The sequence below is a fragment of the Streptomyces sp. NPDC048419 genome (assembly GCF_043200415.1).
Lineage (GTDB): Bacteria > Actinomycetota > Actinomycetes > Streptomycetales > Streptomycetaceae > Streptomyces.
The window spans coordinates 152604-175156 of the sequence record NZ_JBICXT010000008.1 but is presented as its reverse complement, the minus strand read 5'-3'; the positions used below and the strand labels follow the sequence as shown (position 1 = coordinate 175156).

General features: G+C 71.1%; 19 protein-coding genes. 11 read left to right on the top strand and 8 right to left on the bottom strand.

What is annotated here, in order from left to right; all coding sequences use genetic code 11:
• Nucleotides 1-7 precede the first annotated feature (7 nt).
• Complete coding sequence (locus tag ACGFYN_RS19180) at nucleotides 8-925, top strand: LysR family transcriptional regulator (RefSeq protein ID WP_393866997.1); 918 nt, start codon at nucleotides 8-10, stop codon at nucleotides 923-925.
• A 9-nt stretch (nucleotides 926-934) separates the two neighbouring features.
• On the opposite strand, the gene ACGFYN_RS19175 is transcribed toward ACGFYN_RS19180, so the two are convergent.
• The 4 genes from ACGFYN_RS19175 to mdlC form a co-directional block, all read right to left on the bottom strand.
• Entirely contained in the window at nucleotides 935-1780 is an 846-nt protein-coding gene (locus ACGFYN_RS19175; RefSeq protein ID WP_393866996.1) for a class I SAM-dependent methyltransferase, read from the bottom strand.
• A gap of 74 nt (nucleotides 1781-1854) precedes the next feature.
• Entirely contained in the window at nucleotides 1855-3120 is a 1266-nt protein-coding gene (locus ACGFYN_RS19170) for an MFS transporter (protein ID WP_393866995.1), read from the bottom strand.
• Between the two features lie 52 nt (nucleotides 3121-3172).
• Nucleotides 3173-4627, bottom strand: a complete 1455-nt coding sequence (locus tag ACGFYN_RS19165; protein ID WP_393866994.1) for a benzaldehyde dehydrogenase — start codon at nucleotides 4625-4627, stop codon at nucleotides 3173-3175.
• 77 nt (nucleotides 4628-4704) lie between these two features.
• Nucleotides 4705-6285: a benzoylformate decarboxylase gene (gene mdlC, locus ACGFYN_RS19160; protein WP_393866993.1), complete on the bottom strand. Its 1581-nt coding sequence runs from the start codon at nucleotides 6283-6285 to the stop codon at nucleotides 4705-4707.
• Between the two features lie 93 nt (nucleotides 6286-6378).
• Between mdlC and ACGFYN_RS19155 the strand changes: the two genes are divergently transcribed.
• Both ACGFYN_RS19155 and ACGFYN_RS19150 read left to right on the top strand, forming a co-directional pair.
• Nucleotides 6379-7314, top strand: a complete 936-nt coding sequence (locus ACGFYN_RS19155; RefSeq protein WP_393866992.1) for a LysR substrate-binding domain-containing protein — start codon at nucleotides 6379-6381, stop codon at nucleotides 7312-7314.
• Nucleotides 7315-7506: 192 nt separating this feature from the next.
• A complete protein-coding gene (locus ACGFYN_RS19150; protein WP_393866991.1) occupies nucleotides 7507-8481 on the top strand; it encodes an ABC transporter substrate-binding protein in 975 nt (324 codons plus the stop codon).
• A 46-nt stretch (nucleotides 8482-8527) separates the two neighbouring features.
• Here the strand turns inward: ACGFYN_RS19150 and ACGFYN_RS19145 are convergent, their stop codons facing one another.
• The 4 genes from ACGFYN_RS19145 to ACGFYN_RS19130 form a co-directional block, all read right to left on the bottom strand.
• On the bottom strand, nucleotides 8528-9325 hold the full coding sequence (locus ACGFYN_RS19145; RefSeq protein WP_393866990.1) for a formylglycine-generating enzyme family protein: 798 nt from the start codon (nucleotides 9323-9325) through the stop codon (nucleotides 8528-8530).
• A gap of 95 nt (nucleotides 9326-9420) precedes the next feature.
• Nucleotides 9421-11781, bottom strand: coding sequence for an arylsulfatase (locus ACGFYN_RS19140; protein WP_393866989.1), 2361 nt, complete (start codon nucleotides 11779-11781; stop codon nucleotides 9421-9423).
• Nucleotides 11782-12009: 228 nt separating this feature from the next.
• Nucleotides 12010-12924, bottom strand: a complete 915-nt coding sequence (locus ACGFYN_RS19135; protein WP_393866988.1) for a LysR family transcriptional regulator — start codon at nucleotides 12922-12924, stop codon at nucleotides 12010-12012.
• A 72-nt stretch (nucleotides 12925-12996) separates the two neighbouring features.
• Entirely contained in the window at nucleotides 12997-14397 is a 1401-nt protein-coding gene (locus ACGFYN_RS19130; protein WP_393866987.1) for an MFS transporter, read from the bottom strand.
• Nucleotides 14398-14740: 343 nt separating this feature from the next.
• On the opposite strand from ACGFYN_RS19130, the gene ACGFYN_RS19125 reads away from it, so the two are divergent.
• From ACGFYN_RS19125 to ACGFYN_RS19090, 8 genes are read left to right on the top strand one after another with little or no spacing between them, the layout of a single operon-like run.
• Nucleotides 14741-16228 (top strand): aldehyde dehydrogenase family protein, encoded by a 1488-nt coding sequence (locus tag ACGFYN_RS19125; protein ID WP_393866986.1) that lies wholly within the window; start codon nucleotides 14741-14743, stop codon nucleotides 16226-16228.
• A gap of 24 nt (nucleotides 16229-16252) precedes the next feature.
• Nucleotides 16253-17191, top strand: a complete 939-nt coding sequence (locus ACGFYN_RS19120; protein ID WP_393866985.1) for a VOC family protein — start codon at nucleotides 16253-16255, stop codon at nucleotides 17189-17191.
• Nucleotides 17188-17985: an aspartate dehydrogenase domain-containing protein gene (locus ACGFYN_RS19115; RefSeq protein ID WP_393866984.1), complete on the top strand. Its 798-nt coding sequence runs from the start codon at nucleotides 17188-17190 to the stop codon at nucleotides 17983-17985. The genes ACGFYN_RS19120 and ACGFYN_RS19115 overlap by 4 nt, the downstream gene beginning before the upstream one ends.
• Nucleotides 17982-18785 carry an alpha/beta fold hydrolase gene (locus ACGFYN_RS19110; protein ID WP_393866983.1) on the top strand — a complete coding sequence of 268 codons (804 nt, stop codon included), beginning with the start codon at nucleotides 17982-17984 and terminating at the stop codon, nucleotides 18783-18785. The genes ACGFYN_RS19115 and ACGFYN_RS19110 overlap by 4 nt, the downstream gene beginning before the upstream one ends.
• Nucleotides 18786-18790: 5 nt before the next feature.
• On the top strand, nucleotides 18791-19312 hold the full coding sequence (locus tag ACGFYN_RS19105; protein WP_393866982.1) for a cupin domain-containing protein: 522 nt from the start codon (nucleotides 18791-18793) through the stop codon (nucleotides 19310-19312).
• Nucleotides 19305-20048 carry an SDR family oxidoreductase gene (locus tag ACGFYN_RS19100; protein WP_393866981.1) on the top strand — a complete coding sequence of 248 codons (744 nt, stop codon included), beginning with the start codon at nucleotides 19305-19307 and terminating at the stop codon, nucleotides 20046-20048. Before ACGFYN_RS19105 ends, ACGFYN_RS19100 begins: the two co-directional genes overlap by 8 nt.
• Before the next feature lie 58 nt (nucleotides 20049-20106).
• Nucleotides 20107-20898 (top strand): SDR family oxidoreductase, encoded by a 792-nt coding sequence (locus ACGFYN_RS19095; RefSeq protein WP_393866980.1) that lies wholly within the window; start codon nucleotides 20107-20109, stop codon nucleotides 20896-20898.
• 10 nt (nucleotides 20899-20908) lie between these two features.
• Nucleotides 20909-22549, top strand: a complete 1641-nt coding sequence (locus ACGFYN_RS19090) for a thiamine pyrophosphate-binding protein (protein ID WP_393866979.1) — start codon at nucleotides 20909-20911, stop codon at nucleotides 22547-22549.
• Nucleotides 22550-22553: the final 4 nt, after the last annotated feature.

Below are 22553 nucleotides of genomic sequence, written 5' to 3'. Positions count from 1 at the left end.
CGATCGCATGGAGGTGCAGGTACTGCGGTGCTTCGTCGCCGTGGCGGACGGTGCGACGGTGACGCGGGCCGCGGCGGACGCGCACATGACGCAGCCGGCCCTGTCCCGTGCGCTGAGGCGTCTGGAGCACGAGGCGGGCGCCGAGCTCTTCCAGCAGGTGGGCCGGGTGCTGCGGCTGACCCCGGCCGGCCGGGCCTTCAAGCAGCACGCGGATGCCGCACTCGACCACCTGGACCGCGGCCTGCGGGCGGTCCACGAGACCGTGTCCCCGGAGTCGGGCCTGATCCCGCTCGCCTTCCTGCACTCGCTGGGCACCTGGCTGCTGCCACCGCTGATCACCGGATTCCGGGCACGCTTCCCGCTCTCCCGGTTCGGACTGCGTCAGGGCAGCGAGGCCGTACTGGTGGAGACCCTCCTGGACGGCACGGCCGATCTGCTGCTCACGGCGGGGGACCCCGGCCATCCCCTGATCACCTGGCGGCGCCTGCTGGTCGAGCCGCTGTGGCTGGCCGTGCCGCCCGGACACCGCCTGGCCCAGCGGCGGCGGGCCAGGCTGGCCGAGGTCGCCGAGGAGCCGTTCATCCTGCTGCGGCACGAACAGGGCCTGCGCTCCGTCACCGAGACACTGTGCCGCGCCGCCGGGTTCACGCCCCGGGCCGGTTTCGAGGGCGACGAAGTGGCCACCTTGCGGGGCCTGGTCAGCGCCGGCCTCGGCGTCGCGCTGGTGCCGCGCCCGCATGCCTCCGCGCCGGCCAGCGCGCCGTCGTATCTGCAGGTCACCGATGTGGAGGCGACCCGGGACATAGGCATCGCCTGGCTGACCTCGGGCACGCTCCCGCCGAACCCGGCGCGGTTCCTCCAGCACGTGCGGGAGCAGGCGGCGGCGGTGGCCGACCTGGAGCACGCGCCGGGGGAGGAGGCCTGACCCAGGCGCTCAGTCCGGACGTGAACCGGCCCGGAAGAGCGTGATGTTGAACAGGCCGCGCAGCAGCCGGTCGGCGAGGGGCAGGAAGGCCCGGAAACGCAGGGGCAGTTGAGCTCGCACGGCACGAGGGGGCCGGGTGACGGCCGCCGCCTCCACGACCCGCAGGCCGAGCCTCTCCAGCGATCGCGGGTCCTCGCAGGACCAGGCCCAGCGGGCCTCCATCCCCCTCTGGACCGCCTGTTGATGCTGCTTCTCCAGCAGCCGCCGAGGATAGGTGTCGAGAGCCACCAGGGCGTCGGGGAACCGCTGTGAGATGCGCGTGAGCGCCTCGGCCGCCCGGTCCTCCGGCAGGTAGACGAGCACGCCCTCGGCCACGAAGAAGTAGGGCCCGGGGTACGCCTCGACCGTGCGCAGCCACCCCTCGTCGAGCACCGACGCGGCGACCATACGGCGGCGTGCGGTGTCCGTGAAGAACTTCCGGCGCAGTTCGACGGTGTCCGGGAGGTCGAGGTCGATCCAGTGCACCGAGCCGTTGTCGACCCGCTCGAAGCGGGTGTTGAGCCCCGTGCCGATCTCGACGACCGTCCCCGCCGGATGTTCCGCGAGAAACGCCCGCACCCAGGAATCCACGATCGCGGTACGCAGCACCGTGATCGACGAACCGGGGCCGGGACCGTACTTCTCGGCCGGGTAGTCGATCTCGCGGATCATCTCGACCGACTTCGGATCCCGCAGCAGAGGCCGTTTCTTCACGGTCTCCCGGGCCCGCGCGGCCAGCGGAATGAACAGCGTCTCCTGGACGGAGCCGAGTTCCACCGGATGCTTTCCGTTGCTCGTGTCGCTGGTGCCGGGCATGGTCCTCATTCTTACCCGGTGCACGAATGTGCGGCACGGACGCGCCCCGCGTCCGTGCCGCCCCTGCGCCGGGTTCAGACGGCGGGCTCGGTGACCTCCGCGGATGTGGCGGCGGGTCGTGCGGGCAGCGTGAGCACGGCGAGGAAGCCCGCGACCGCCACGGCGGCGAAGAAGTAGAAGCCCCAGGGGTGGCCGATGCCGGCGGCGACGAGGGCACCGGTGATGGTCGGGCCGACGATGGAGCCGATACGGCCGATGCCGGAGGCGGAGCCGAGGGCCGTGCCGCGGACGGCGGCCGGGTAGTAGTTCGTGACGTAGGCGTAGACCAGCACCTGGGCCGAGAAGACGAACACGCCGGTGAGGAAGACGACGACGTTCAGCAGCAGGTCGCTGTGCATCTTGATGCTGAGGCAGGCCAGCATGGCCACCGACACCGCGAACCAGCCGAGCGTGGTGAGCTTGATGCCGCGCCGGTCGGCGACGTAGCCGCCGAGTATCAGGCCGGCCACACCGCCGACGTTGAGGACGAGCAGCTGGGTGACGGCCGTGGGGACGGGGTAGCCGGCGTCGTTCATGAGCTTGGGCAGCCATGTGTTGAGGCCGTAGACCAGCAGCAGGCCCATGAACGAGGCGACCCAGATGCCGATGCCCGCGCGGAGGTAGGCCGGCTTGAGCAGTTCGGAGAACGGCACGCGCCGGGACGCGGGCGCCTCCTTGGCGCGGACGAACGCCGCCGACTCCGGCAGCCGGAACCACTGGATGACCGCGATGACGAGACCGGCGATGCCGAGGACGTAGAAGAGGACCTTCCAGTTGTCGGTGACCTGAAGGGCCAGGAGCGACGTGATCACCGCGCCGGTGTGGTAGCCGGTCATGGTCAGCGTGCTGGCGCGTGCCCGGCGAGCGGCGGGCATGTGCTCGGCCATCATCGTCAGCGACGCCGGCATGCAGGCGCCCAGGCCGATGCCGGCGATGAGCCGCAGTGCGGCGAACATCGTGACGGACGTGGCGAGCGGCACCAGCAGGGTGAAGATCGAGAACTCCACCACCGAGCCGATGAGCAGCAGCCGCCGCCCGAACCGGTCGGCGAGCGGGCCGACCAGGACGGCGCCGATGGCCACGCCGACGAGGGACAGCGTGGCGACGGTGGTGGCGTCCGCGGCCGTCATGCCGAGGTGATGGGTCTTCAGCAGGGTCGGGATGATGGCGCCGAGGACGACGAGGTCGTAGCCCTCGAGCAGGACGGTGATCCAGCACAGGACCACGGTCCAGACGTTGCGGCCGGGGCCGCCGGCTCTTGTGTCGGTTCTGGTGGCGCTGGTCGAGGCGGTGGGTGCCATGTGATGTTCCCTCTGGAGCGGCTAGGGGGGACCGAGTGGGGACGGGGGAGTCTCAGAACGGGTAGTCGGCGATGTCCGGGCGGACGGTGACCCACTGCGTCTCGGTGAAGGCCTCGACGTTGGCGGCGGCTCCGCCGAACCGGGACCCGGTGCCGGAGGCCTTCACCCCGCCGAAGGGGGCGTTGGGCTCGTCGCTGACGGTCTGCTCGTTGATGTGGACCTTGCCGGAGTCGATCCGGTCGGCGAGCTTCATCGCCGTGCCGACGTCGCCGAGGATTCCGACGGACAGGCCGTACTCGCAGTCGTTGACGATCCGCGCGGCGTCCTCGAGCGTCGAGAACCCGATGACGGGAGCCACGGGTCCGAAGATCTCCTCGCGCCACGCCGGCATGTCGGTCGTGAGGCCGGTGAGCACGGTCGCCGGGTAGCAGGCGCCCGCGATCTCGCCGCCCGCGACCGGCGTCGCGCCCGCCGCGACGCTTTCGGTGACGATCCCGTGGATCCGCTCCAGCTGCCGCCGGTCGATGATCGGGCCGAGCGCCACGTCCTCCCGCGCGGGATCGCCGACGGGCAGCGCCCGAGCTTTCTCGGCGAGCGCGGCGCTGTACTCCTCCAGCAGCGACTCGTGCACGATGTGGCGGCCGGTCGTCATACAGATCTGCCCCTGGTGCAGATAGGAGCCGAACGCGCCGGCGGAGGCGGCCTTCCGCACGTCCGCTCCGGGCAGCACCACCAGCGCGTTGTTGCCGCCGAGTTCGAGGTGGGCCCGCTTCAGCAGGCGGCCGGCCCGTTCACCGATCGCCCGCCCGACCGGCGTGGACCCGGTGAAGGAGATGACCCGCACCTCGGGCGCCTCGACGACGGCCTGGCCGACCGAGCCGTCGCCGGGGAGCAGGTGCAGCAGGCCGGAGGGCAGTCCGGCCTCCTCGAAGACGCGGGCGATGACGACTCCGCCGACGACCGCGGTGCGCGGGTCCGGCTTGAGGAGCACGGCGTTGCCCAGGGCCAGCGCGGGCGCCACCGAGCGCAGACCGAGGATGAGCGGGAAGTTGAACGGTGCGATGACGCTCACCACGCCTGCGGGACGGCGCCGTGCGAACGACCAGCGTGCCTCCTCGGACGTCAGCACCTCACCCTGCGGATGCGTCGGCAGTCCCGCGCACTCGAAGCACTCGCCGATGGCGAGCCGCACCTCGAACGCCGCCTTGGAGCGCACCGATCCGGCCTCGCGGATCAGCCAGTCCTCGATCTCGGCTGCGTGCTCGGTGAACAGCTCGCCCGCACGGCGCAGCACGGCCGCCCGCCGCTGCGGCGGGGTGGCGGCCCAGGCCCGCTGAGCTTCCGCGGCCCGGGCGGCGGCGCGTTCCACGTCCTCGGCCGTGGCCAGGCCCACGGTGCCGAGTTGCGAGCCCGTCGCCGGCTCGGTGACGGGGTGCTCGCGGGTGGCGTCCTTCCAGCCGTCGCTGAAGAACTTCTTGCTCCAGACGGCGCTGTCCAGGAGTGTCATCGTTTTCCCTTCCGTCACCCAAGGGGTGGTGAGTTCTCCGAGGAGGGGCGTGCGGTCGTGCGGTTACGGTGCTGCCGTCAGGACGGCGTGGTGAGTGCCGTGTCGACCTGGACCAGCCGGGGGCCGTCCGGGCGCTCCGCGAGCACGTCCCTCAACTCCTCCACTCCGTCCACGTGTTGGGCGGGCACCCCGTAGCCCTCGGCGATGCGGGTGAAGTCCAGACCCGGGATGTCCATCCCCGGCGCGTCCGGTACACCGAGGAGGTCGCCGAACCAGCGCAGCGCCCCGTACGTGCCGTTGCGCAGCAGCACCACGGTCACGGGCAGGCGCTGCTGCGCGGCCGTCCACAGGGCGGTGATGCCGTAGTTGGCCGAGCCGTCCCCGATCACTCCGACGACCGGCCGGTCGGGCCGGGCCATGGCGACCCCGACCGCGCCGGGCAGGCCGAAGCCGAGCCCGCCGGCGGCCGGGAAGTAGTAGGAGCCGGGCCGGCGCAGGTCCATCTGGCGCCACCACGAGGAGTTCGTCGAGGTCGACTCGACCACGTACGCGGTGTCGTCGGGCAGTTCGTCGCGCAGGATCGCGAAGACCTCCTCCGGGTGCAGACGCGGGCCCTCCGCCGTGAGCGGCGCGGGCACGGGCCGGTAGTCGCCGACCGGCCGCTCGGGCGCGTCGAGCGCCGTCATCAGCAGCTCGATCACGGCCGCGGGGTCGGCGACCAGCGCCTCGCCCATCGGCGCACGCGCGGCGGCCGAGGCGTCCTCCGTGACCTGGATCAGCCGTGTGCCCTCGGGCAGGTACCGGCCGGGAAGGTACTCGTGGTAGCGGAATACCGGGGCCCCGAGCACCAGCACGAGGTCATGGCCCTCGAAGGCGCGGGAGACGGGTTCGATGCCGGCGGGCAGAATGCCGCGGAACTGCGGATGACGGTTCGGGAAGGGCAGCCGGAACTGCGACGGCGCCGCCCACACCGGACCACCCAGGCGCTCGGCCAGCCGCACGGCGTCGTCGAACAGCCCGGCCGCGTCGATGTCACCGCCGAGCACGAGCGCGGGCCGTCGCGCCCCGATGACCGCCTCGGCCAGGAGACGGCCCTGCTCCCCGCCGGGCGCACTCGCGCGCCGCACCTGCCGGTCCAGCACGGCCGGCGCGTTCTCGCCCGCGTCCACCGCCCAGTCGTCGTAGGGGACGGAGAGGTAGGTCGGCCGGCTCTGAAGCCGCGCCTCGAAGACGGCCTGCGCGAGCGCGCGGGGCACGTCCTGGGCGCACGCGGGTTCGGCGGCCCAGCCGACCAGCGGCTTCATCAGGGACGGGGCGTCGACGTTGGCGAGGTTGGCCTCCGGTCCGATGGCCGGGCGCACCTGCTGGCCCGCCACGATCACCAGGGGCGTGCGCGCGGCCACGGCGTTGGTGAGCGCTCCCATCGCGTTGCCGGAGCCGGAGGCGGCGTGCAGGTTGACCAGCGCCGGGCGGCCCGTGGCCTGCGCGTAGCCGTCGGCCATGCCCACCACGGCGCCCTCGTGCAGTCCCAGGACGTACCGGAACCCGTCCGGCAGGTCGGCGAGGAAGGGCAGCTCGTTGGAGCCGGGATTGCCGAAGACGGTGGTGAGCCCCTGCCGTTGGAGGAACTCATGGCAGATACGACGCACGGATGTCACAGGCGGTCCTCTCAAGTGGTGCGGGACACGCTAGGCACCGTGCGACATGCCGACCAATAGATGTTGTCGCGCTGCGATATAGACTCCATCGATGTGAGCAGCTTCGATCTCAACCTCGCCCGGGTCTTCGTGCTGCTCTACGAGACCGGCAGCGTCACGGCCACCGCGGAGACGCTGCACGTCACCCAGCCCACCGTGAGCTACAGCCTGGGCAAGCTGCGCCGCCACTTCGACGACGAGCTCTTCCGCCGCACCGGCCGCGGTCTCACCCCGACCGCGGGCGCCCAGCGCCTCTACGAGCCGCTGCAGCGGGCCCTCGCCGACATCGACGCGGCGACCCGGCAGGGCGACCGCTTCGACCCGGAGAGCATGTCCGGCCGCTTCACCGTCGCCCTCTCCGACCTGGGCGAGGCGACGCTCCTGCCCCGCCTCGTGGCCGCGGCCAGGGAACGCGCGCCGCGCGTCTCCTTCACCGTCCGTCCGCTGGACGTCGACGCCGCCGAGAGCCAGCTCCGCCGCGGCGAACTCGACGCCTTCGTCGCGACCCCGGTCCTGACCTCCCACCGCACCGTCCGCATCCCGCTCTTCCACGAGCGCTACGTCGGCATGGTCGCCGCGGACCACCCCCGTATCAGCGGGGCGTCGGTCGCCCTGCCGGCACTCGCGGCCGAACATCACGTGACGGTGTACGGGCCCAGCGGCCACGTCGTGCCCCGGTCCCTGCTCGCCACATACGGCCTCCTGGACCGGGTGGCCGTCGAGGCCACGCGCTTCTCGATGCTCCCCTACCTGCTGGAGCGGACCGACCTCATCGCGATCGTCCCCGAGTACGTCGGCGAGGTGTTCAACGGTTCCCATCGCCTGCGTCTGGTACAACTCCCCTTCGAGACCGAGCCGATCGAAGTCGCGCTGTACGCCCGGCACGAGGCGTCACGCAGCCCCTCGCAACGCTGGCTGGTCCATTTCATGGCCGAGGTACTGGGCGAACTCGTCAGCCCGGCGCAGCTCCCGCCGAGCAGCAGCACGTAATTCACACACATAGAAAGCTTCTATTGCGTTCATTCAAAACCGGTTCGGGTGGAGCCAAGAGGTCTCGTTGACCGGCGTCGGCACGGCTGACATTTTTACTGCACCGCGTACAGAGGTGCTCCCAGAATAACGCGTGACATTTTCCTGCCGGGCACCGCTTCGGAGAAATTCCCCCGTACAAGGAGCAGGAACATGGCAACGCGAGCAAGGCACTGGCGTCCCGGCGTGGCGGGAACGGCCGTACTCGGTCTCGCCCTGACCGCCTGCGGCGGGGCGAAGGTCGGCGACGACTCCGCCGCGGCAGGCGGGAGTTCGGGCAAATGCGGCACGTTCAACCTCGCCGTCAACCCGTGGGTGGGATACGAGGCGGACGCGGCGGTCGTCGCGTACGTCGCCCGGCGCGACATCGGCTGCAAGGTCGTCAAGAAGGACCTCAAGGCCGAGATCGGCTGGCAGGGATTCGAGACCGGCGAGGTCGACGCGATTCTGGAGAACTGGGGTCACGACGACCTGAAGAAGAAGTACATCGACCAGCAGAAATCCGCCGTCGACCTCGGTGCGACCGGTAACAAGGGAATCATCGGCTGGTACATCCCGCCGTGGATCGCGAAGAAGTACCCGGACATCGTGGACTGGAAAAACCTCGACAAGTACGCGTCGCACTTCAAGACCTCCGAGTCGGGCAGCGCGGGCCAGCTGCTCGACGGCGACCCGTCGTACCAGACCAACGACGCGGCTCTGGCGAAGAACCTGAAGCTGAACTTCAAGGTGGTGTACGCGGGCAGCGAGACCGCCCTCATCCAGGGCTTCCGGGACGCCGAGAAGAACAAGAAGTGGATGATCGGCTACTTCTACGAGCCGCAGTGGTTCTTCTCGGAGGTGCCGCTGGTCCACGTCAACCTGCCGAGGCACACGGCGGGTTGCGACTCCGATCCGGCGAAGGTCGCCTGCGACTACCCGGTGTTCGACCTCGACAAGATCGTCAGCACTCGCTTCGCCAAGTCCGGCAGCCCGGCCTACGACCTAGTCAGGAAGTTCAGGTGGACCAACACCGACCAGAACACCGTCGCCAAGTACATCGCCGTGGACAAGATGTCACCGGAGGCGGCGGCGAAGAAGTGGGTCGAGGCGAACCCCGGCAAGGTGAAGTCCTGGCTGGGCAAGTGATGCCAAGTACGTGACCTGGTGCGGCCGATGCGCCTGGACTCCGGATTCAAGCCGGGTCCAGGGCGCAGCGGAATCCGACGTTGCCGGTTGTCGAGTCGGGGAGGAGACCCTGGCGCGCGGCGACCCGGTAGCGGCGGCAGTACGAGGTGTGGCACAGGTAGGACCCGCCCTTGGCGACGCGCCGGCCGACGCCGGGAACGAACGGGTCGGCACACCATTCCCAGACGTTGCCGGTGGTGTTGTACAGACCGAGCCCGTTGGGCTCGTAGGCGTCGACCGGGCAGGTGCCGTACCAGGCGTCGGCCGTAGGGTGCCGGCGGGGGAAGTCGCCCTGCCACACGTTCATTCGGGGGTGGCCGCCCGGCTCGAACTCGTCGCCCCAGGGGAACACCTTGGCGTGCAGTCCCCCTCGGGCGGCGCGCTCCCATTCAGCCTCGGTGGGCAGTCGCTTGCCGGCCCAGGCGCAGTAGGCGCGGGCGTCGTCCCAGTCGACGTGGACGACCGGATGGTCCGGCCGGTCCTCCCAGGTGGAGTACGGGCCGTCCGGACGGCGCCAGTCGGCCCCCTCCACCTGCCGCCACCAGGGCGCGGCCGCCACAGCCCGGGTCGGCGGGAAATCGTCCGGGAGCCGCCCCGCGAAGACGAACGACCAGCCGATCCGCTCGGCGGAGGTGCGGTACCCGGTGTCGGCGGCGAAGCGCGCGAACTGCGCGTTGGACACCGTGCGGGCGTCGATCCAGAAGGAGTCGACGAACACCGTGCGCAGCGGGCCCTCCCCGTCCGCCGGATAGGCGAGCGCGTCCTGGCTGCCCACGAGGAACTCGCCGGCGGCGACGGCCACCATGCCGTCCCGTATGCCGTCCCGTGTCGCCCGGTGGGCAGCCGGCGGTACGGGCGGGACTCGCTCCGCGCCCGTACCACCGGACGGTGCACAGCAGTTCACTGGGCCCCCATGACGCGACGGTGCAGTCCGCCGTCGAACTCCTCGGAGTCCGTGGCACCCGCGGCCAGGTCGATGCGCACCGTGTGAATGGTCCCGGTGAACTCGTTGTCGAGGACGGGATAGTCGTCGGTCACCGGAGTGCTCAGGTCCACTCCGACGTCGAGCGTCTCGTCGAAGGAGAAGTAGTACGGGATGGTCCGGTCGATCCGTCCGGTGCCGTGCTTCTCGCCGTCCACCAGGAGGGTGGCGGTCCCGCCCTTGCCGAGTCCTCCGCCGTCGTAGTCGAACTCGAGCCGGATCTCGTGCCGTCCGGGTGCCAGGTGCCGGCTGCCGCGCACGGTGTAAAGGTTCATGCCGAAGTAGTTGTAGGCGTAGGCGGGCCTGCCGTCGGTGAAGTACAGGGTCCAGCCGCCGAACCGTCCGCCCTGCGCGATGAGCACGCCCTCGGCCGGCGTCCCGGGCAGGTCGACATGGGCGGTGATGCTGTGGGAGCGGTTCTTGACGTTGGGCGTGGTCTCCTCGGTGAACCGCCGCATCCCGGCGCGGTAGGTGACCGAGGTGCGGTCGCCCAGCAGGTCGATGCGGCCGGCCATGGCCGGGTTCTCCCGCTCGGTGACCCGGTCGTCCAGCGGGAAGACCTGGTACTTCGCCGCCTCGATCAGGAACAGGTCCTGCAACTTCCGCAGTTTGTACGGGTGTTCGGCGGCGAGGTCGTCGGCCTGGCTCCAGTCCCGGCTCAGGTCGTACAGCTCCCAGACGTCGTCGGCGAACCTGCGGTCCTTGTCCGGGACCATCTCCCAGGGGATGCCGTGCCGGGTGACCGCCATCCAGCCGTCGTGGTAGATGCCCCGGTTGCCGCACATCTCGAAGTACTGGGTACGGCGGTGCTCCGGAGCCTGTGCGTCGGCGAGCGTCGGCTGCATGCTCGCGCCCTCGATGGGCTGCTGCGGCACCCCGTCCACACTGAACGGCGCCGGGATTCCCGCGCAGTCCAGGATCGTCGGCAGGACGTCGATCACGTGCGAGAACTGGTGGCGCAGCCCGCCCCGTTCGGCGACGCCCCGCGGCCAGTGCAGGATCATGCCGTCGCGGGTGCCGCCGAAGTGCGAGGCGACCTGCTTGGTCCACTGGTAGGGGGTGTTGAGCGCAAGTGCCCATCCCGCGGGGGCGATCGGATAGCTGAGCGGTCCGCCGATCTCGTCGATGTGGTCGATCATCTCGTCCGGGTCGTCCACGACGCCGTGACCGAGGCGGTGCTCGACGATCGTGCCCTCGATGCCGCCTTCGCCCGAGGCGCCGTTGTCGCCCAGGATGTACAGGATGAGGGTGTTGTCCAGCTCATTGAGCTCCTGCAGGGCGTCGAGGAACCGGTCCACCTGGACGTCGGCGTGCTCGGTGAATCCGGCGAACGTCTCCATGAACCGGGCCGACAACCGCCGCTGGTTGTCGCTGAGTTGGTCCCAGTGCGGGACGCCCTCCGCCCAGGGTGCGAGTTCCGTCTCCGGGGGTACGACGCCGAGTTCCTTCTGCCGCTCCAGGGTCACCTCCCGCTGGCGGTCCCAGCCGTCGTCGAAGCGTCCGCGGTACTTCTCCTGCCAGGCGCGGTCCACGTGCAGCGGCGCGTGCGCGGCACCCAGCGCGAGGTAGGTGAAGAACGGCCGATCAGGCGTCAGCGTCCGCTGGGTACGCACCCAGTCGATGGCGTGGTCCACCAGGTCCTCGGACAGGTGGTAGCCGTCCTCGGGCCGGCGGTCCGGCTCGACGGGAGAGGTGCCCTGATACAGCAGCGGGTACCAGTGGTTCATCTCGGCGCCCATGAAACCGTAGAAGGTGTCGAACCCCTCCCCGGTGGGCCAGCGGTCGAACGGCCCGACCGCGCTGATCTCCCGCGGCGGTGTCTGGTGCCACTTGCCGAAGGCGGCCGTGCTGTAGCCGTTGCCCTGGAGGATCTGGGCCATGGTGGCCGCGCTGCGCGGCCGGAAGCCGTTGTAGCCGGGGGCCGCCGTGGTCATCTCCGTGGTGCCGCCCATGCCGACCGAGTGGTGGTTGCGCCCGGTCAGCAGGGCCTGCCGGGTGGGTGAGCACAGGGCTGTCACGTGGAAGCGGGTGTAGCGCAGCCCGTTGCCGGCCAGCCGCTCCGCGGCCGGCATCTCGCAGGGCCCGCCGAACGCGCTGGAGGTGCCGAAGCCGAGGTCGTCGACGAGCACGATCACCACGTTCGGAGCGTTCTCGGGCGGTGGGACCGGACCGATCGGAGTGAAGGGGACCTCCTGGTCGTGGACGTCCATCGCGGTGGTCGGCTGCCGGTGGGAATCGGGCCTCGGCAGTATGTGCCGACCGGCGTCGAATTCGGTCATGTGCTCCTCCTCTACGGTGCGAGAAACGTGGCATTTCACACCGTGCACGGTCAACGAGGAGGCCGGGAGCAGGCTGAACGCATTATGAATACGGGCGGTAGGAGACGTCTATGTGTCCAGAGGCACGCAATCCATAAAGCGGCGAGGAAAAAGCCTTTCCTGGGACAGGCGCAATAGAGATGCAGAGATCGAGAAGAAGAACTTTTCACCGTGAGCAATAGAAGACGTCTATGGCTGGCTCTTCGACGGCACGGCCGGCGCCTGCTGTGCGGACATCTCCCGGGCCACGTCGATGAACGCCTGGGCGGCGGGTGAGAGGGGCCCGCCCCGCCACAGGAGCCAGACCGGCCGGATCAGGCGCGGCCGGGTCGTGAGCGCCACCGCTCCGCGCCGGGCCGCCTCCTCGGCGAGCGAACGCGGCAGGAGCGTCGCGCCCGCGCCGGCCAGCACCAGCGGCACGACGGCCGCCTGATGCACCGTGTCCACCGCGATCCGCGGGCTCCTGCCCTCCCCGCCGAGCGCCTCGTCCATCAACGTCCGGGTCGCGGTAGCGGGTGCGGTCGCCACCAGGTCCAGTCGGGCGACCTCGCTCAGTGCCACCGGTCCCGACTGCGGGAAGCGCTCGGAGCGTGGCACCACCACCAGGACCTCCTGGCGGCACAGTTCCAGGGACTCGACCGCCTTGCCGCGCGTCCTGACGTCGGTCAGCCCCAGCTCGCACTCGCCGGTGCGGACCACGTCCGCGACGGCCGCCGCGTCGGACGGCTCCACGATCACTATGTCGATCGCGGGATTGCGTCTGCGGAAGTCCCCGGTGAGCTCCGCCAGCGGGTCGGCCGCGAGCGTCGTCGGCGCGACGATGTCGAGCCTGCCGCCCTCCAGTCCCGCGATGGTGCGCACCACCGAGCGGGCCGTCTCCAGGTCCCGCATGACCTGCCGGGCCGGCTCCACGAACGCCTCGCCGGCCGACGTCAGCGCCACGCCACGGCCGAGCCGGTGGAAGAGGGCGGTGCCCAGCTCCCGCTCGAGCAGGCGGATCGCGTGCGACAGGGACGGCTGCGCCACATGCAGGCTGTGGGCGGCGCTCGTGAAGCTGCGGTGCGCGGCTACGGCGAGGAAGTATTCGACCTGGCGGCGTTCCATAGAAAGGTTCTATCGCTACGGGCAGGTGTCCCGCCATCCTCGGCCGCACCGGGACGGGCGCGTGGGCGTCCGTCAGGGCGCCACGTCCTCCAGACTCCGCCCGCTCGTCTCCTCCGCCCCGGCCGCCGCGGTCAGCGAGCCGACCAGGGCCACGGCTGCCAGCGTCACGAAGACCGTGCCGATCGCGCCGCCGGCGTAGACCGCGCCCACGACGATCGGTCCGAGGATGATGCCGAGGCGGTTCATGGCGCCGCCCATGCTGGCGCCCAGTGCCCGGATCCGGGTGGGGAAGAGCTCGGGGGTGTAGAGGTAGAGACAGATGTTGCAGCCGAAGAGGAAGACCGCCGACAGGGACGTCCAGACCAGGACGCCGGACGCGGTCCCCGCTGCCGACAGGCCCAGGACGAGCAGGCAGAGGGCCGCGGCTCCCAAGCACCAGATCACCGTGTTGCGGCGGCCGACCCGGTCGACGGTGAGGGCGACGATCAGGCAGCCGAGCAGACCCGCACAGCTGGTCACGGTCGAGTAGAGCAGGGCCGTAGACAGGTCGAGGTGGAAACGGGATCCGTAGATCGTCGGCAGCCAGGACGTGATGCCGTAGTTCACGAAGTAGCCGGTGAACCAGAGGAGTCCGACGACGATCATGCGCTTGCGGTAACGGCCGCCGAGCAGCTCGCGCAGTCCGCCTCTGCCCTGGAGCGGCAGGACGGACGGCACCGGCTCCGGTTCCGGCAGGGGGGCACCCGTGATCTTCTCGACCTCGGCCTCGATCGACGCCATCGTGGCGAGCGCCTGCTCGTGCCTCCCGTGGTCCGCGAGCCAGCGTGGCGATTCGGGCACGTAGCGCAGGACGGCCAGGCACAGGACGGCGGGCAGTGCCGCGAGGCCGAACATCCAGCGCCAGCCGAGCAGCGGCACCAGCCAGTAGGCGACGAGTGCGCCCGCGGTGAGGCCGGCCGGGAAGACCAGCTCGAAGAGGAGCACGAAGCGGCCGCGCTGGTGGGCGCGGGTGATCTCGGCGATGAAGGTGGCGGCGATGGGCACCTCGCCGCCGATGGCCATCCCCTGCACGAAGCGGATCGCCATGAACGGCTCGGGCGAGGTGCAGAGCGTCAGCACCAGATTGCAGAGGCTGGCCAGCGCGATGCAGCCCGCGATCACTTTGACGCGGCCGACCCGGTCGGCGAGCCGGCCCGAGACCAGCGCGCCGACGAGCATGCCGACCGAACCGACGGTCATCAGGGCGGTGGTGTGAGCGGTGTCCAGGTTCCACTCGGTGCGCAGCTGGGGGAGTGCGTACGCGATCAGGAGCTGGTCGAAGGCCTCGAAGAAGGTGGCGGTGCCGACGATGAGCCGGACCATCACCTGCCAGCGGCACAGGGGCAGGCGTTCGAAGCGGGCGCCGATGGCGGCCGCGAGCGCCGGTGCGTCGCCTGGTCGCTCCGCGGCGGCGCGATGTGCGTCGATCGTCATGGATGGCCTCCGGATCCGTACGGCGGTTGGGGACGGGACCGCACGGGAGGGTTCGGGCCGCGACGGTACGACGGTAGCCGGGTACCGGGCGGCTGTGCGGGCGGGGACGGGGACGGCAGGCCCCACTTCCATAGGTGCTGAACATCTCAGCGCTTAAAGTTCTACCGGTAGTCCTCCGAGGTTAGGCAAGCCTTAGCCCTGACCTCGTGAAAATTTCCTCGGCGGTACCCCCTTGCGGCCGAAATAGTTAAGCCCTTAGATTTCTAGTACTTCGACACCGCAGCCGAGGCCGAGCGTCCGGTGCGTGCGGAGGTTCCCGTACCGCCCTCATCCGGAGGTCCCCATGCCGCGCATCCCCGCCGACGAGATCCTCATCGCGGGCCACTGGCGTCGCGGTCGCGGCCTGCCCATCCACACCGTGAACCCGGCCGACGGGGCGGTCCTCACCACCGTCCACGCCGCCTCGGTGCAGGACGTGGAGGAGGCCGCGCACGCCGCGGCCGAAGCCGCCGCCGCACCCGAGTGGCGCGACCTCCTGCCCCACGAGCGGGCGCGCGTCCTGCACCGGATCGGCGACGCGATCGAGGATCACGCCGAGGAGCTGTCCGCGCTCCAGACCGCCGACACCGGCAAGACCCTGGGCGAGACCCGCGCCCTCGCGCTGAGCGCCGCCGGCACCTTCCGGTACACGGCCTCGGCACTGGAGACCGCCGAGGAGGCGCTGACACCGTCCCGCGGCCCGTACGTGACGATGAGCGTCCACGAGCCGATCGGCGTCGTCGGCGCCATCAACCCGTGGAACTCGCCGATCGCCTCCGACGCGCAGAAGGCCGCACCCGCCCTGGCCGGGGGGAACGCCGTCCTGCTCAAGCCCGCCGAGTGGACGCCGCTGGTCTCCCTCGCCTTCGGCCGCCTCGTCCACCGGGTACTCGCCGAGGCCGGACTGCCGACCGCGCTGCTGGCCGTGCTGCCCGGCAAGGGCAGCATCGTGGGTGACGCGATCGTCAGGCACCCGCTCGTCGGCCGGATCGGCTTCACCGGCGGCACCGGCACCGGGCGCGGCATCGCGCACGCCGCCGCCGACAAACTCATCCCCGCCTCGCTCGAACTCGGCGGCAAGTCGCCGACGATCGTCCGCGAGGACGCGGACGTCGAACAGGCCCTCGCGGGCGTCATGTACGGGATCTTCTCCTCCAGCGGCCAGTCCTGCATAGCGGGATCCCGGCTCTTCGTGCACACCTCTCTCTACGACTCCTTCATCGGCGAACTCGTCGAACGTGTGCGGAAGTTGAGGGTGGGAGCCGGTACGTCCCCCGACACCCAGGTGGCTCCGCTCGTGCACCACAGGCACCGCGACGCGGTCGCCGCCTACGTGGAGCTGGCGCGCGAGGAGGGCGGCCGGGTGCTGTGCGGCGGCGCCGCGCCCGAGGGCGAGGCGTACGCGGAAGGGGCCTACTACCTGCCGACCGTGATCGACGGACTGCCGAACTCCGCGCGCACCTGCCAGGAGGAGATCTTCGGCCCCGTGCTCGTCGCGCTTGCCTACGACGACGAGGACGAACTCGTCGCCCAGGCCAACGCCTCCGACTTCGGGCTGGCCTGCGGCATCTGGACCCGGGACGCGCGCGCCGCCTGGCGGCTCGGGCGGCGGATCGAGGCCGGGACCGTCTGGATCAACACGTACAAGCAGTTCTCCATCTCCACCCCCTTCGCCGGGATGAAGGACTCCGGACTCGGCACCGAGAAGGGCCGCGACCTCATCCGCGCCTACCAGCGGCAGAAGTCCCTGTACTGGGGCACCGACACCGCACCGCTGCCCTGGGCCAACTGACCCCACCTGTCTGGGAGATCCCACATGAACCACCCCCCGATCGCCCGGCTGCGCGCACTGCGCTCGGTCGAGCTGTTCACCCCGAACTTCGCCGAGGCCGTCGGCTTCTACGAGGAGGTGTGGGGCCTGGAGGTCGTCGAGGCCGGGCACAGCGAGAGCTGGCTGCGCGGCACCGGCGCGGAGCACCACGCCCTCCAGCTCACCCGTTCCGAGAACATCGGCCTGGGCCGGCTCGCCTTCGCCGTCGGCACACCCGCCGAGGTGGACGAGGCCGCACGCCGGCTGGAGGCGCGCGGGATCGCCCTCGTCACCGGTCCCGGCCCCCTCGACCAGGTCGGCGGCGGTTACGGGCTGCGGTTCGACGACCTCGACGGACGGCTGATCGAACTCTCCGCCGACACCTGGGCGGTCGCGGCGCGCGGCCGCGACGAGGCGCTGCCGGTCGGCGTCACGCACGCGGTCCTCAACACCACGGACCTCGACGGCTCCGTCGCCTTCTACCGCGAGGTGCTCGGCATGCGCGTCTCGGACTGGTCCGAGCACCAGATGGCGTTCCTGCGCTGCAACACCGACCACCACTGCATCGCCTTCAACCAGGCGCCGTGGGTCTCCCTCAACCACGTGGCGTACGAGATGAGTTCGCTCGACCACTTCATGCGCGGGCTCGGCCGGCTCAGGCACCACGGGATCACCCCCGAGTGGGGCCCCGGCCGGCACGGCCCCGGCGACAACACCTTCTCCTACTTCACCGACCCCACAGGTCTGGTGTGCGAGTACACGTCCGAGGTCGCGCAGGTCGTCGAGGACGCGTGGATCTGCCGGACCTGGCGGCGGACACCCGAGCTGTCCGACACCTGGGGCACCGCGGGCCCGCCGTCGAAGCTGATCCGCGCCCACATGGCGGGCACGCCCGACGGCAGCCCCGTCGTCCCGCCCGTCGACGCCGAAGGAGTCGCCGCATGAGCAGGGTTCGCAAGGTCGGTCTCATCGGCTGGGGAGCCATCGGCCGGGTCGTGGGCGGCGCGATCGCCGCCGGAGACGTAGCCGGGGCCGAGCTGGTCGCCGTCGTGGACAACCGGCCCCTCGGGGACACGGCGCCCGCACCGCAGATGACCGTGGAACAGGCCCTGGAGTGCTGCGACTTGATCGTCGAGGCCGCCGGCCAGGGTGTCGTACGAGGCTGGGGCGAGATGATTCTCGCCTCCGGCACGGACCTCCTCGTGGCGTCCACGGGAGCCCTCACCGACGAGGAGCTGTCGAAGAGGCTGCTGACCACCGGACCCGGGCGGGTGTACTTCACCGGGGGAGCGGTCGGCGGACTCGACCTGCTCCAGGCGGTGCGCGCCATGGGACCGCTGAGCGAGATCAGGCTGACCACCACCAAGCTGCCCTCGACTCTCGAACAGCCCTGGATGGACGAGGAGTTGCTGAGCGCGATGCGCTCGGCGACCGCGCCCGTCGAGGTGATGCGCGGCACCGCGCGCGAGGTGCCGGTCAGGTTCCCCAGGTCGACCAATGTCGCCGCCTCCGTGGCACTCGCGGTCGGGGACCTCGACGCGGTCCAGGTCAGCGTCGTCGCCGACCCGGCCGCCGTGCACACCTCGCACGTAATCGAGGCGAACGGCCCGCAGGGCTCCTACCGCTTCGAGGTGCGCCACCAGCCGGACGCCGCCAACCCGGCCACCAGCCAGGTCGTTCCGTACGCGGTGCTGCGCTCCCTCGCGGCCCTCGCAGGACGCTCGGGACAGATCCTGTGACCGCGTACGACATCGCCGGACTGCACCTGGAGCGGGCAGGCACCGACGGGCCGCTCGTGCTGTGCCTGCACGGCATCGGCTCGTCCTCCGCCGCCTTCGCACCCCAACTGCAGGCGCTCGAAGCCGACTTCCGGGTGCTCGCCTGGGACGCCCCGGGCTACGCCAAGTCGGCAGACCCCGAAGGTGAGTTGAGCCTCGACGACTACGCCGAAACCGCCGCCGCGGTCATTCGTGCACACGGCGGCCGGGCCCACGTCCTCGGCGTCTCCTGGGGCGGCGTGATCGCGCTGCGGCTCGCCACCCGCCACCCTGACCTCGTCCTCTCACTCACCGTCGCCGACTCCACGACCGGCTCCGGGACCAGCCCCGAGAAGGCCGCCGGGATGCGCGCCCGCGTCACCGAGCTCGCGCAGCTCGGGCCGCGCGCCTTCGCCGAGCAGCGCGGCCCCCGCCTGGTCTCCCCGCAGGCGCCGTACGAACTCGTCCAGCGCGTCGTCGACACCATGGCGGGCTCGATCCGGCTGCCCGGCTACGGGCACGCGGCCGAGGCCATGGCCACCACCGACCTGCGCGGCGAACTCGCCCGGGTCACCGCGCCCACCCTCGTCCTGTGCGGCGACCAGGACCGCGTCACCGGTCCCGAAGCCTCACAGGTCCTGGCCGGCGGTCTGCACAGGACCGCCTACGTGATCGTCAAGGACGCCGGTCACCTGGCCAACCAGGAACAGCCCGAGCACTTCAACGCCTGGCTGCTGTCCCATCTGCACATCGTCACCAACTCCAAGACCAGCAGGGGATGACCACCATGCCGATCACCACCACCGAGTACGACAACGGCGGGGACCTCGCCAAGTACACCGACGCCCTCATCGCCACCAAGGGCTCCCGCGAGCCCGACTGGGGCACCCTGTCCTTCCAGGAGAAGGCCGGCCCGCAGTACAAGCGCGCACAGATCCGCTACGTCGGCTCCGGCGCCACCGGCAACCACGAGAACGACAACCGCATCCTTCCCTCCGGCGGCTTCACCTTCTCCAACATGCTGCTGCCGCCGGGCGCCGAGGGCCCGGCCCACACCCACCACGACGTGGAGGAGGCCTTCTTCGTCCTGGAGGGCCAGGTCCGCGTCGGCGTCCACCGCGGCCCGGACGAGGTGGAGTACCGCACCCTCGGCTACCGCGACATGATCGTGGTGCCGGCCGGAGTGACCCGTTCGCTGAAGAACGAGGGCGACACGGACGCACTGTTCTGCGTGATCATCGGCACGCAGAAGCCGCAGGTGCCGACCTACCCCGAGTACTCGCCGCTGTACGGCATCACCCGTGACTGACCAGCCGCGGACGGTCGTCGTCACCGGTGGAGGCCGTGGCCTGGGGGAGGCCATGGCCCGCCGGGCCGGCGCGGACGGCTACCGGGTCGTCGTCGCCGAGCTGAACGAGGAGTGGGGCCGACGGACGGCGCAGGCCGTCCAAGGGGCGGGCGGCGAGGCGGAGTTCGTGCCGCTGGACGTCGCCGACCCGGCCTCGGTCGAGGCGCTGGCCGGCCACCTCGCTCCCCGCGGCCCCGTCCACGCACTGGTGAACAACGCGGCGCTCGCCAACGGCGTGGGCGGCAAGTACTTCCACGACATCGACGTCGAGGTGTGGGACCGGCTGATGACGGTCAACGCGCGCGGCCCCTGGCTCGTCGCCAAGCGCCTGCTCCCGCTGATGGCGCGTCCCGGCCGCATCGTCAACATCGCCTCGGACGCGGCCCTTTACGGCTCGCCCCGGCTCGCCCACTACATCGCCTCCAAGGGTGCCGTCATCGCGCTGACCCGGGCGATGGCCCGTGAGCTGGGGCCCGAGGACATCACGGTCAACGCCGTGGCGCCGGGCCTGACGGAGGTCGAGGCGACCGAGACCGTACCCGCCGAGCGGCACGCGCTGTACGCGCACAACCGGGCCATCGCCCGGCCCCAGCAGACCGAGGACCTGGTCGGGGTGGTGTCGTTCCTCCTCGGCGACGAGTCCCGGTACCTGACCGGCCAAGTGATCGCCGTCAACGGCGGCTTCACGATGCACTGATCCACTTCCGCGCACCGGCGCACCGCTGCGCGTCGATCCATCTCTGCAAGGAGTTCTCATGGACCTCGGCCTCGCCGACCGCACCGTACTGGTCACCGGCGGCAGTTCGGGTGTCGGCCTGGCCACGGTCCGGGCCCTGCTCGACGAAGGCGCCGGCGTCGCCACCTGCGGCCGCGACGCCGACCGGCTCGCCAAGGCTGCCGCTCACCTGGGCGCCGGTGCCGACCGGCTGTTCCGGGGCGTGTGCGACGTACGCGATGCCGACGCCGTGGGCGACTTCGTCGAGCGCGCCGCCGCGCACTTCGGCGGCCACCTCGACGGGCTCGTCAACAACGCGGGCCAGTCCCGGATGAAGACGCTCGACGAGACGACCGCCGAGGACTGGCGCGACGAACTCGAGCTGAAGTTCGCGGGTGTGCTCAACCCCCTTGCTGCCTCCCGCAGTTACCTGCGCGCCTCGGACGCAGCCGCGATCGTCAATGTCAACGCCGTCCTCGCCAAGCAGCCCGAGACCCGGCTGATCACGACGAGCGCGGCGCGCGCCGGCATCCTCAACCTCTCCAAGTCCCTCGCCACCGAGCTGGCGGGCGACGGCATCCGCGTCAACTCCGTCTGCCTCGGCCTCATCGACACCGGCCAGTGGACCCGCCGCCACGCGGCCGCCGGCAGCGACCTCACCTACGAGCAGTGGCAGGCCAGGATCGCCGCAGACCGGGGCATCGCGCTCGGACGGCTCGGCCGCGCCGAGGAGGTCGCCTACGCGATCGTCTCCCTGCTGTCGCCGCGCGCCTCGTACATCACCGGAACCAGCATCGACGTCTGCGGCGGAGTCGGCCGCGGCATCCTCTGAGGAGCCCTCCATGACCCCTGTCACCCACCGCAATGGAGGCGAACTCCTCGCCGCCCACCTCACCTCGCTGGGCGTCGACGCCGTCTTCGGCATCGTCTCCGTGCACAACCTCCCGCTGGTGGAGGCGATCGAGGCCGACCCCGGGCTCCGTTTCGTCCCCGTACGCCACGAGGCCACCGCCGTGAACGCGGCCGACGCCTACGGCCGTGCACGAGGCGGCATCGGCTGCGCGCTCACCTCCACCGGTACTGGCGCGGGCAACGCGGCAGGCTCTCTCGTCGAGGCCCTGTCCTCGGGCACCGCCGTCCTGCACATCACCGGACAGGTCGAGTCCGCCCATCTCGGCAGCGGGCGGGGCTTCATCCACGAGACCAAGGACCAGCTCGGGATGCTGGCCGCGGTGTCGAAGTACGCCGCGACCGTCACCTCCACCCGGGACGCGGGACGCATTCTGCGCGAGGCGTCCCTCGCCGCCCTCACCGCACCCGGTGGTCCCGCGAGCGTCGAGTGGCCGATCGACCTGCAGTACGCGGCCCAGGAGGACGACGGTGCCGCGGCCACGGCTGCCGAGCCTCCGGTGCCCCACGCCGCCGAACTCGCCGCCCCTCGCGCGCTGTTGGGGTCCGCCCGCCGTCCGCTGATCTGGGCGGGCGGCGGCGCGACGACCGCCCGCCCCGAAGTCCTGGCACTCGTCGAGGCGACCGGCGCCGGGCTGCTCACCTCCAACTCCGGGCGCGGCTCCGTAGCCGAGGATCACGCACAGGTCATCGGCAACTTCGCCACCACCCCCGCCGGCCGCGCACTGCTGAAGGACGCCGACGTCCTCGTCACCGTCGGCACCCACTTCCGCTCCAACGAGACCGCCGACTACGGGCTCGAACTGCCCGCCGCGCACATCCAGATCGACATCGACTCCGCCGCCCTCGGCCGTGTCTACCCTGCGCGGCACGTCCTGCACGGTGCCGCGTCCGCCGTACTGCCCCAGCTCACCGAGGCGGCGAGGCGCGCGGACGCCGACTGGACGGTCCGCGTCCGGGGCGTCCGCGACGAGGTGCGCGCCACCCTGCACGACAACATCGGCCCCCAGGCGGCCATCTGCGACGCGCTCGCCGAGGCCCTGCCCCCCGGCACGGTCGTCGCCCGCGACGTCACCATCCCGTCCTCGTCCTGGGGCAACCGCCTGCTGCCGATCCACGATCCGCGCGCCAACGTCTTCCCGCGCGGCGGTGGCATCGGCCAGGGCCTGGGCATGGGCATCGGCGCGGCCGTCGCCCACCCGGACCGTCCGACCGTGGTCATCGCCGGCGACGGCGGACTCGCGGTCCACCTCGGCGAGCTCCTCACGCTGGCCCAGGAACGACCGCGTCTGACGCTCGTCGTCTTCAACGACGGCGGATACGGCGTGCTGCGCAACATGCAGGACAAGTACAGCGAACGCCGCTCCGGTGTCGACCTGTTCACTCCCGACTTCGCCCAACTGGCCGCCGCCTGCGGGCTGTCGTACGCACGTATCGCTGACGCCGCGGACGCCGCAGCCGTCATCGCGACCGCCGTCGCATCCGAGGGACCCACGCTCGTCGAGGTGGACCTCGCCGCGCTCGGCCCGATGAAGAACCCGTTCACCCCGCCCGTGAAGATCCCCACCGCGTAAGGAG

Coding starts and splice junctions, on each gene's coding strand:
- ACGFYN_RS19180 (WP_393866997.1), top strand. CDS start 8: ATGGAGGTGCAGGTACTGCGGTGCTTCGTCGCCGTGGCGGACGGTGCG.
- ACGFYN_RS19175 (WP_393866996.1), bottom strand. CDS start 1,780: ATGCCCGGCACCAGCGACACGAGCAACGGAAAGCATCCGGTGGAACTC.
- ACGFYN_RS19170 (WP_393866995.1), bottom strand. CDS start 3,120: ATGGCACCCACCGCCTCGACCAGCGCCACCAGAACCGACACAAGAGCC.
- ACGFYN_RS19165 (WP_393866994.1), bottom strand. CDS start 4,627: ATGACACTCCTGGACAGCGCCGTCTGGAGCAAGAAGTTCTTCAGCGAC.
- ACGFYN_RS19150 (WP_393866991.1), top strand. CDS start 7,507: ATGGCAACGCGAGCAAGGCACTGGCGTCCCGGCGTGGCGGGAACGGCC.
- ACGFYN_RS19145 (WP_393866990.1), bottom strand. CDS start 9,325: ATGGTGGCCGTCGCCGCCGGCGAGTTCCTCGTGGGCAGCCAGGACGCG.
- ACGFYN_RS19140 (WP_393866989.1), bottom strand. CDS start 11,781: ATGACCGAATTCGACGCCGGTCGGCACATACTGCCGAGGCCCGATTCC.
- ACGFYN_RS19135 (WP_393866988.1), bottom strand. CDS start 12,924: ATGGAACGCCGCCAGGTCGAATACTTCCTCGCCGTAGCCGCGCACCGC.
- ACGFYN_RS19130 (WP_393866987.1), bottom strand. CDS start 14,397: ATGACGATCGACGCACATCGCGCCGCCGCGGAGCGACCAGGCGACGCA.
- ACGFYN_RS19125 (WP_393866986.1), top strand. CDS start 14,741: ATGCCGCGCATCCCCGCCGACGAGATCCTCATCGCGGGCCACTGGCGT.
- ACGFYN_RS19120 (WP_393866985.1), top strand. CDS start 16,253: ATGAACCACCCCCCGATCGCCCGGCTGCGCGCACTGCGCTCGGTCGAG.
- ACGFYN_RS19115 (WP_393866984.1), top strand. CDS start 17,188: ATGAGCAGGGTTCGCAAGGTCGGTCTCATCGGCTGGGGAGCCATCGGC.
- ACGFYN_RS19105 (WP_393866982.1), top strand. CDS start 18,791: ATGCCGATCACCACCACCGAGTACGACAACGGCGGGGACCTCGCCAAG.
- ACGFYN_RS19095 (WP_393866980.1), top strand. CDS start 20,107: ATGGACCTCGGCCTCGCCGACCGCACCGTACTGGTCACCGGCGGCAGT.
- ACGFYN_RS19090 (WP_393866979.1), top strand. CDS start 20,909: ATGACCCCTGTCACCCACCGCAATGGAGGCGAACTCCTCGCCGCCCAC.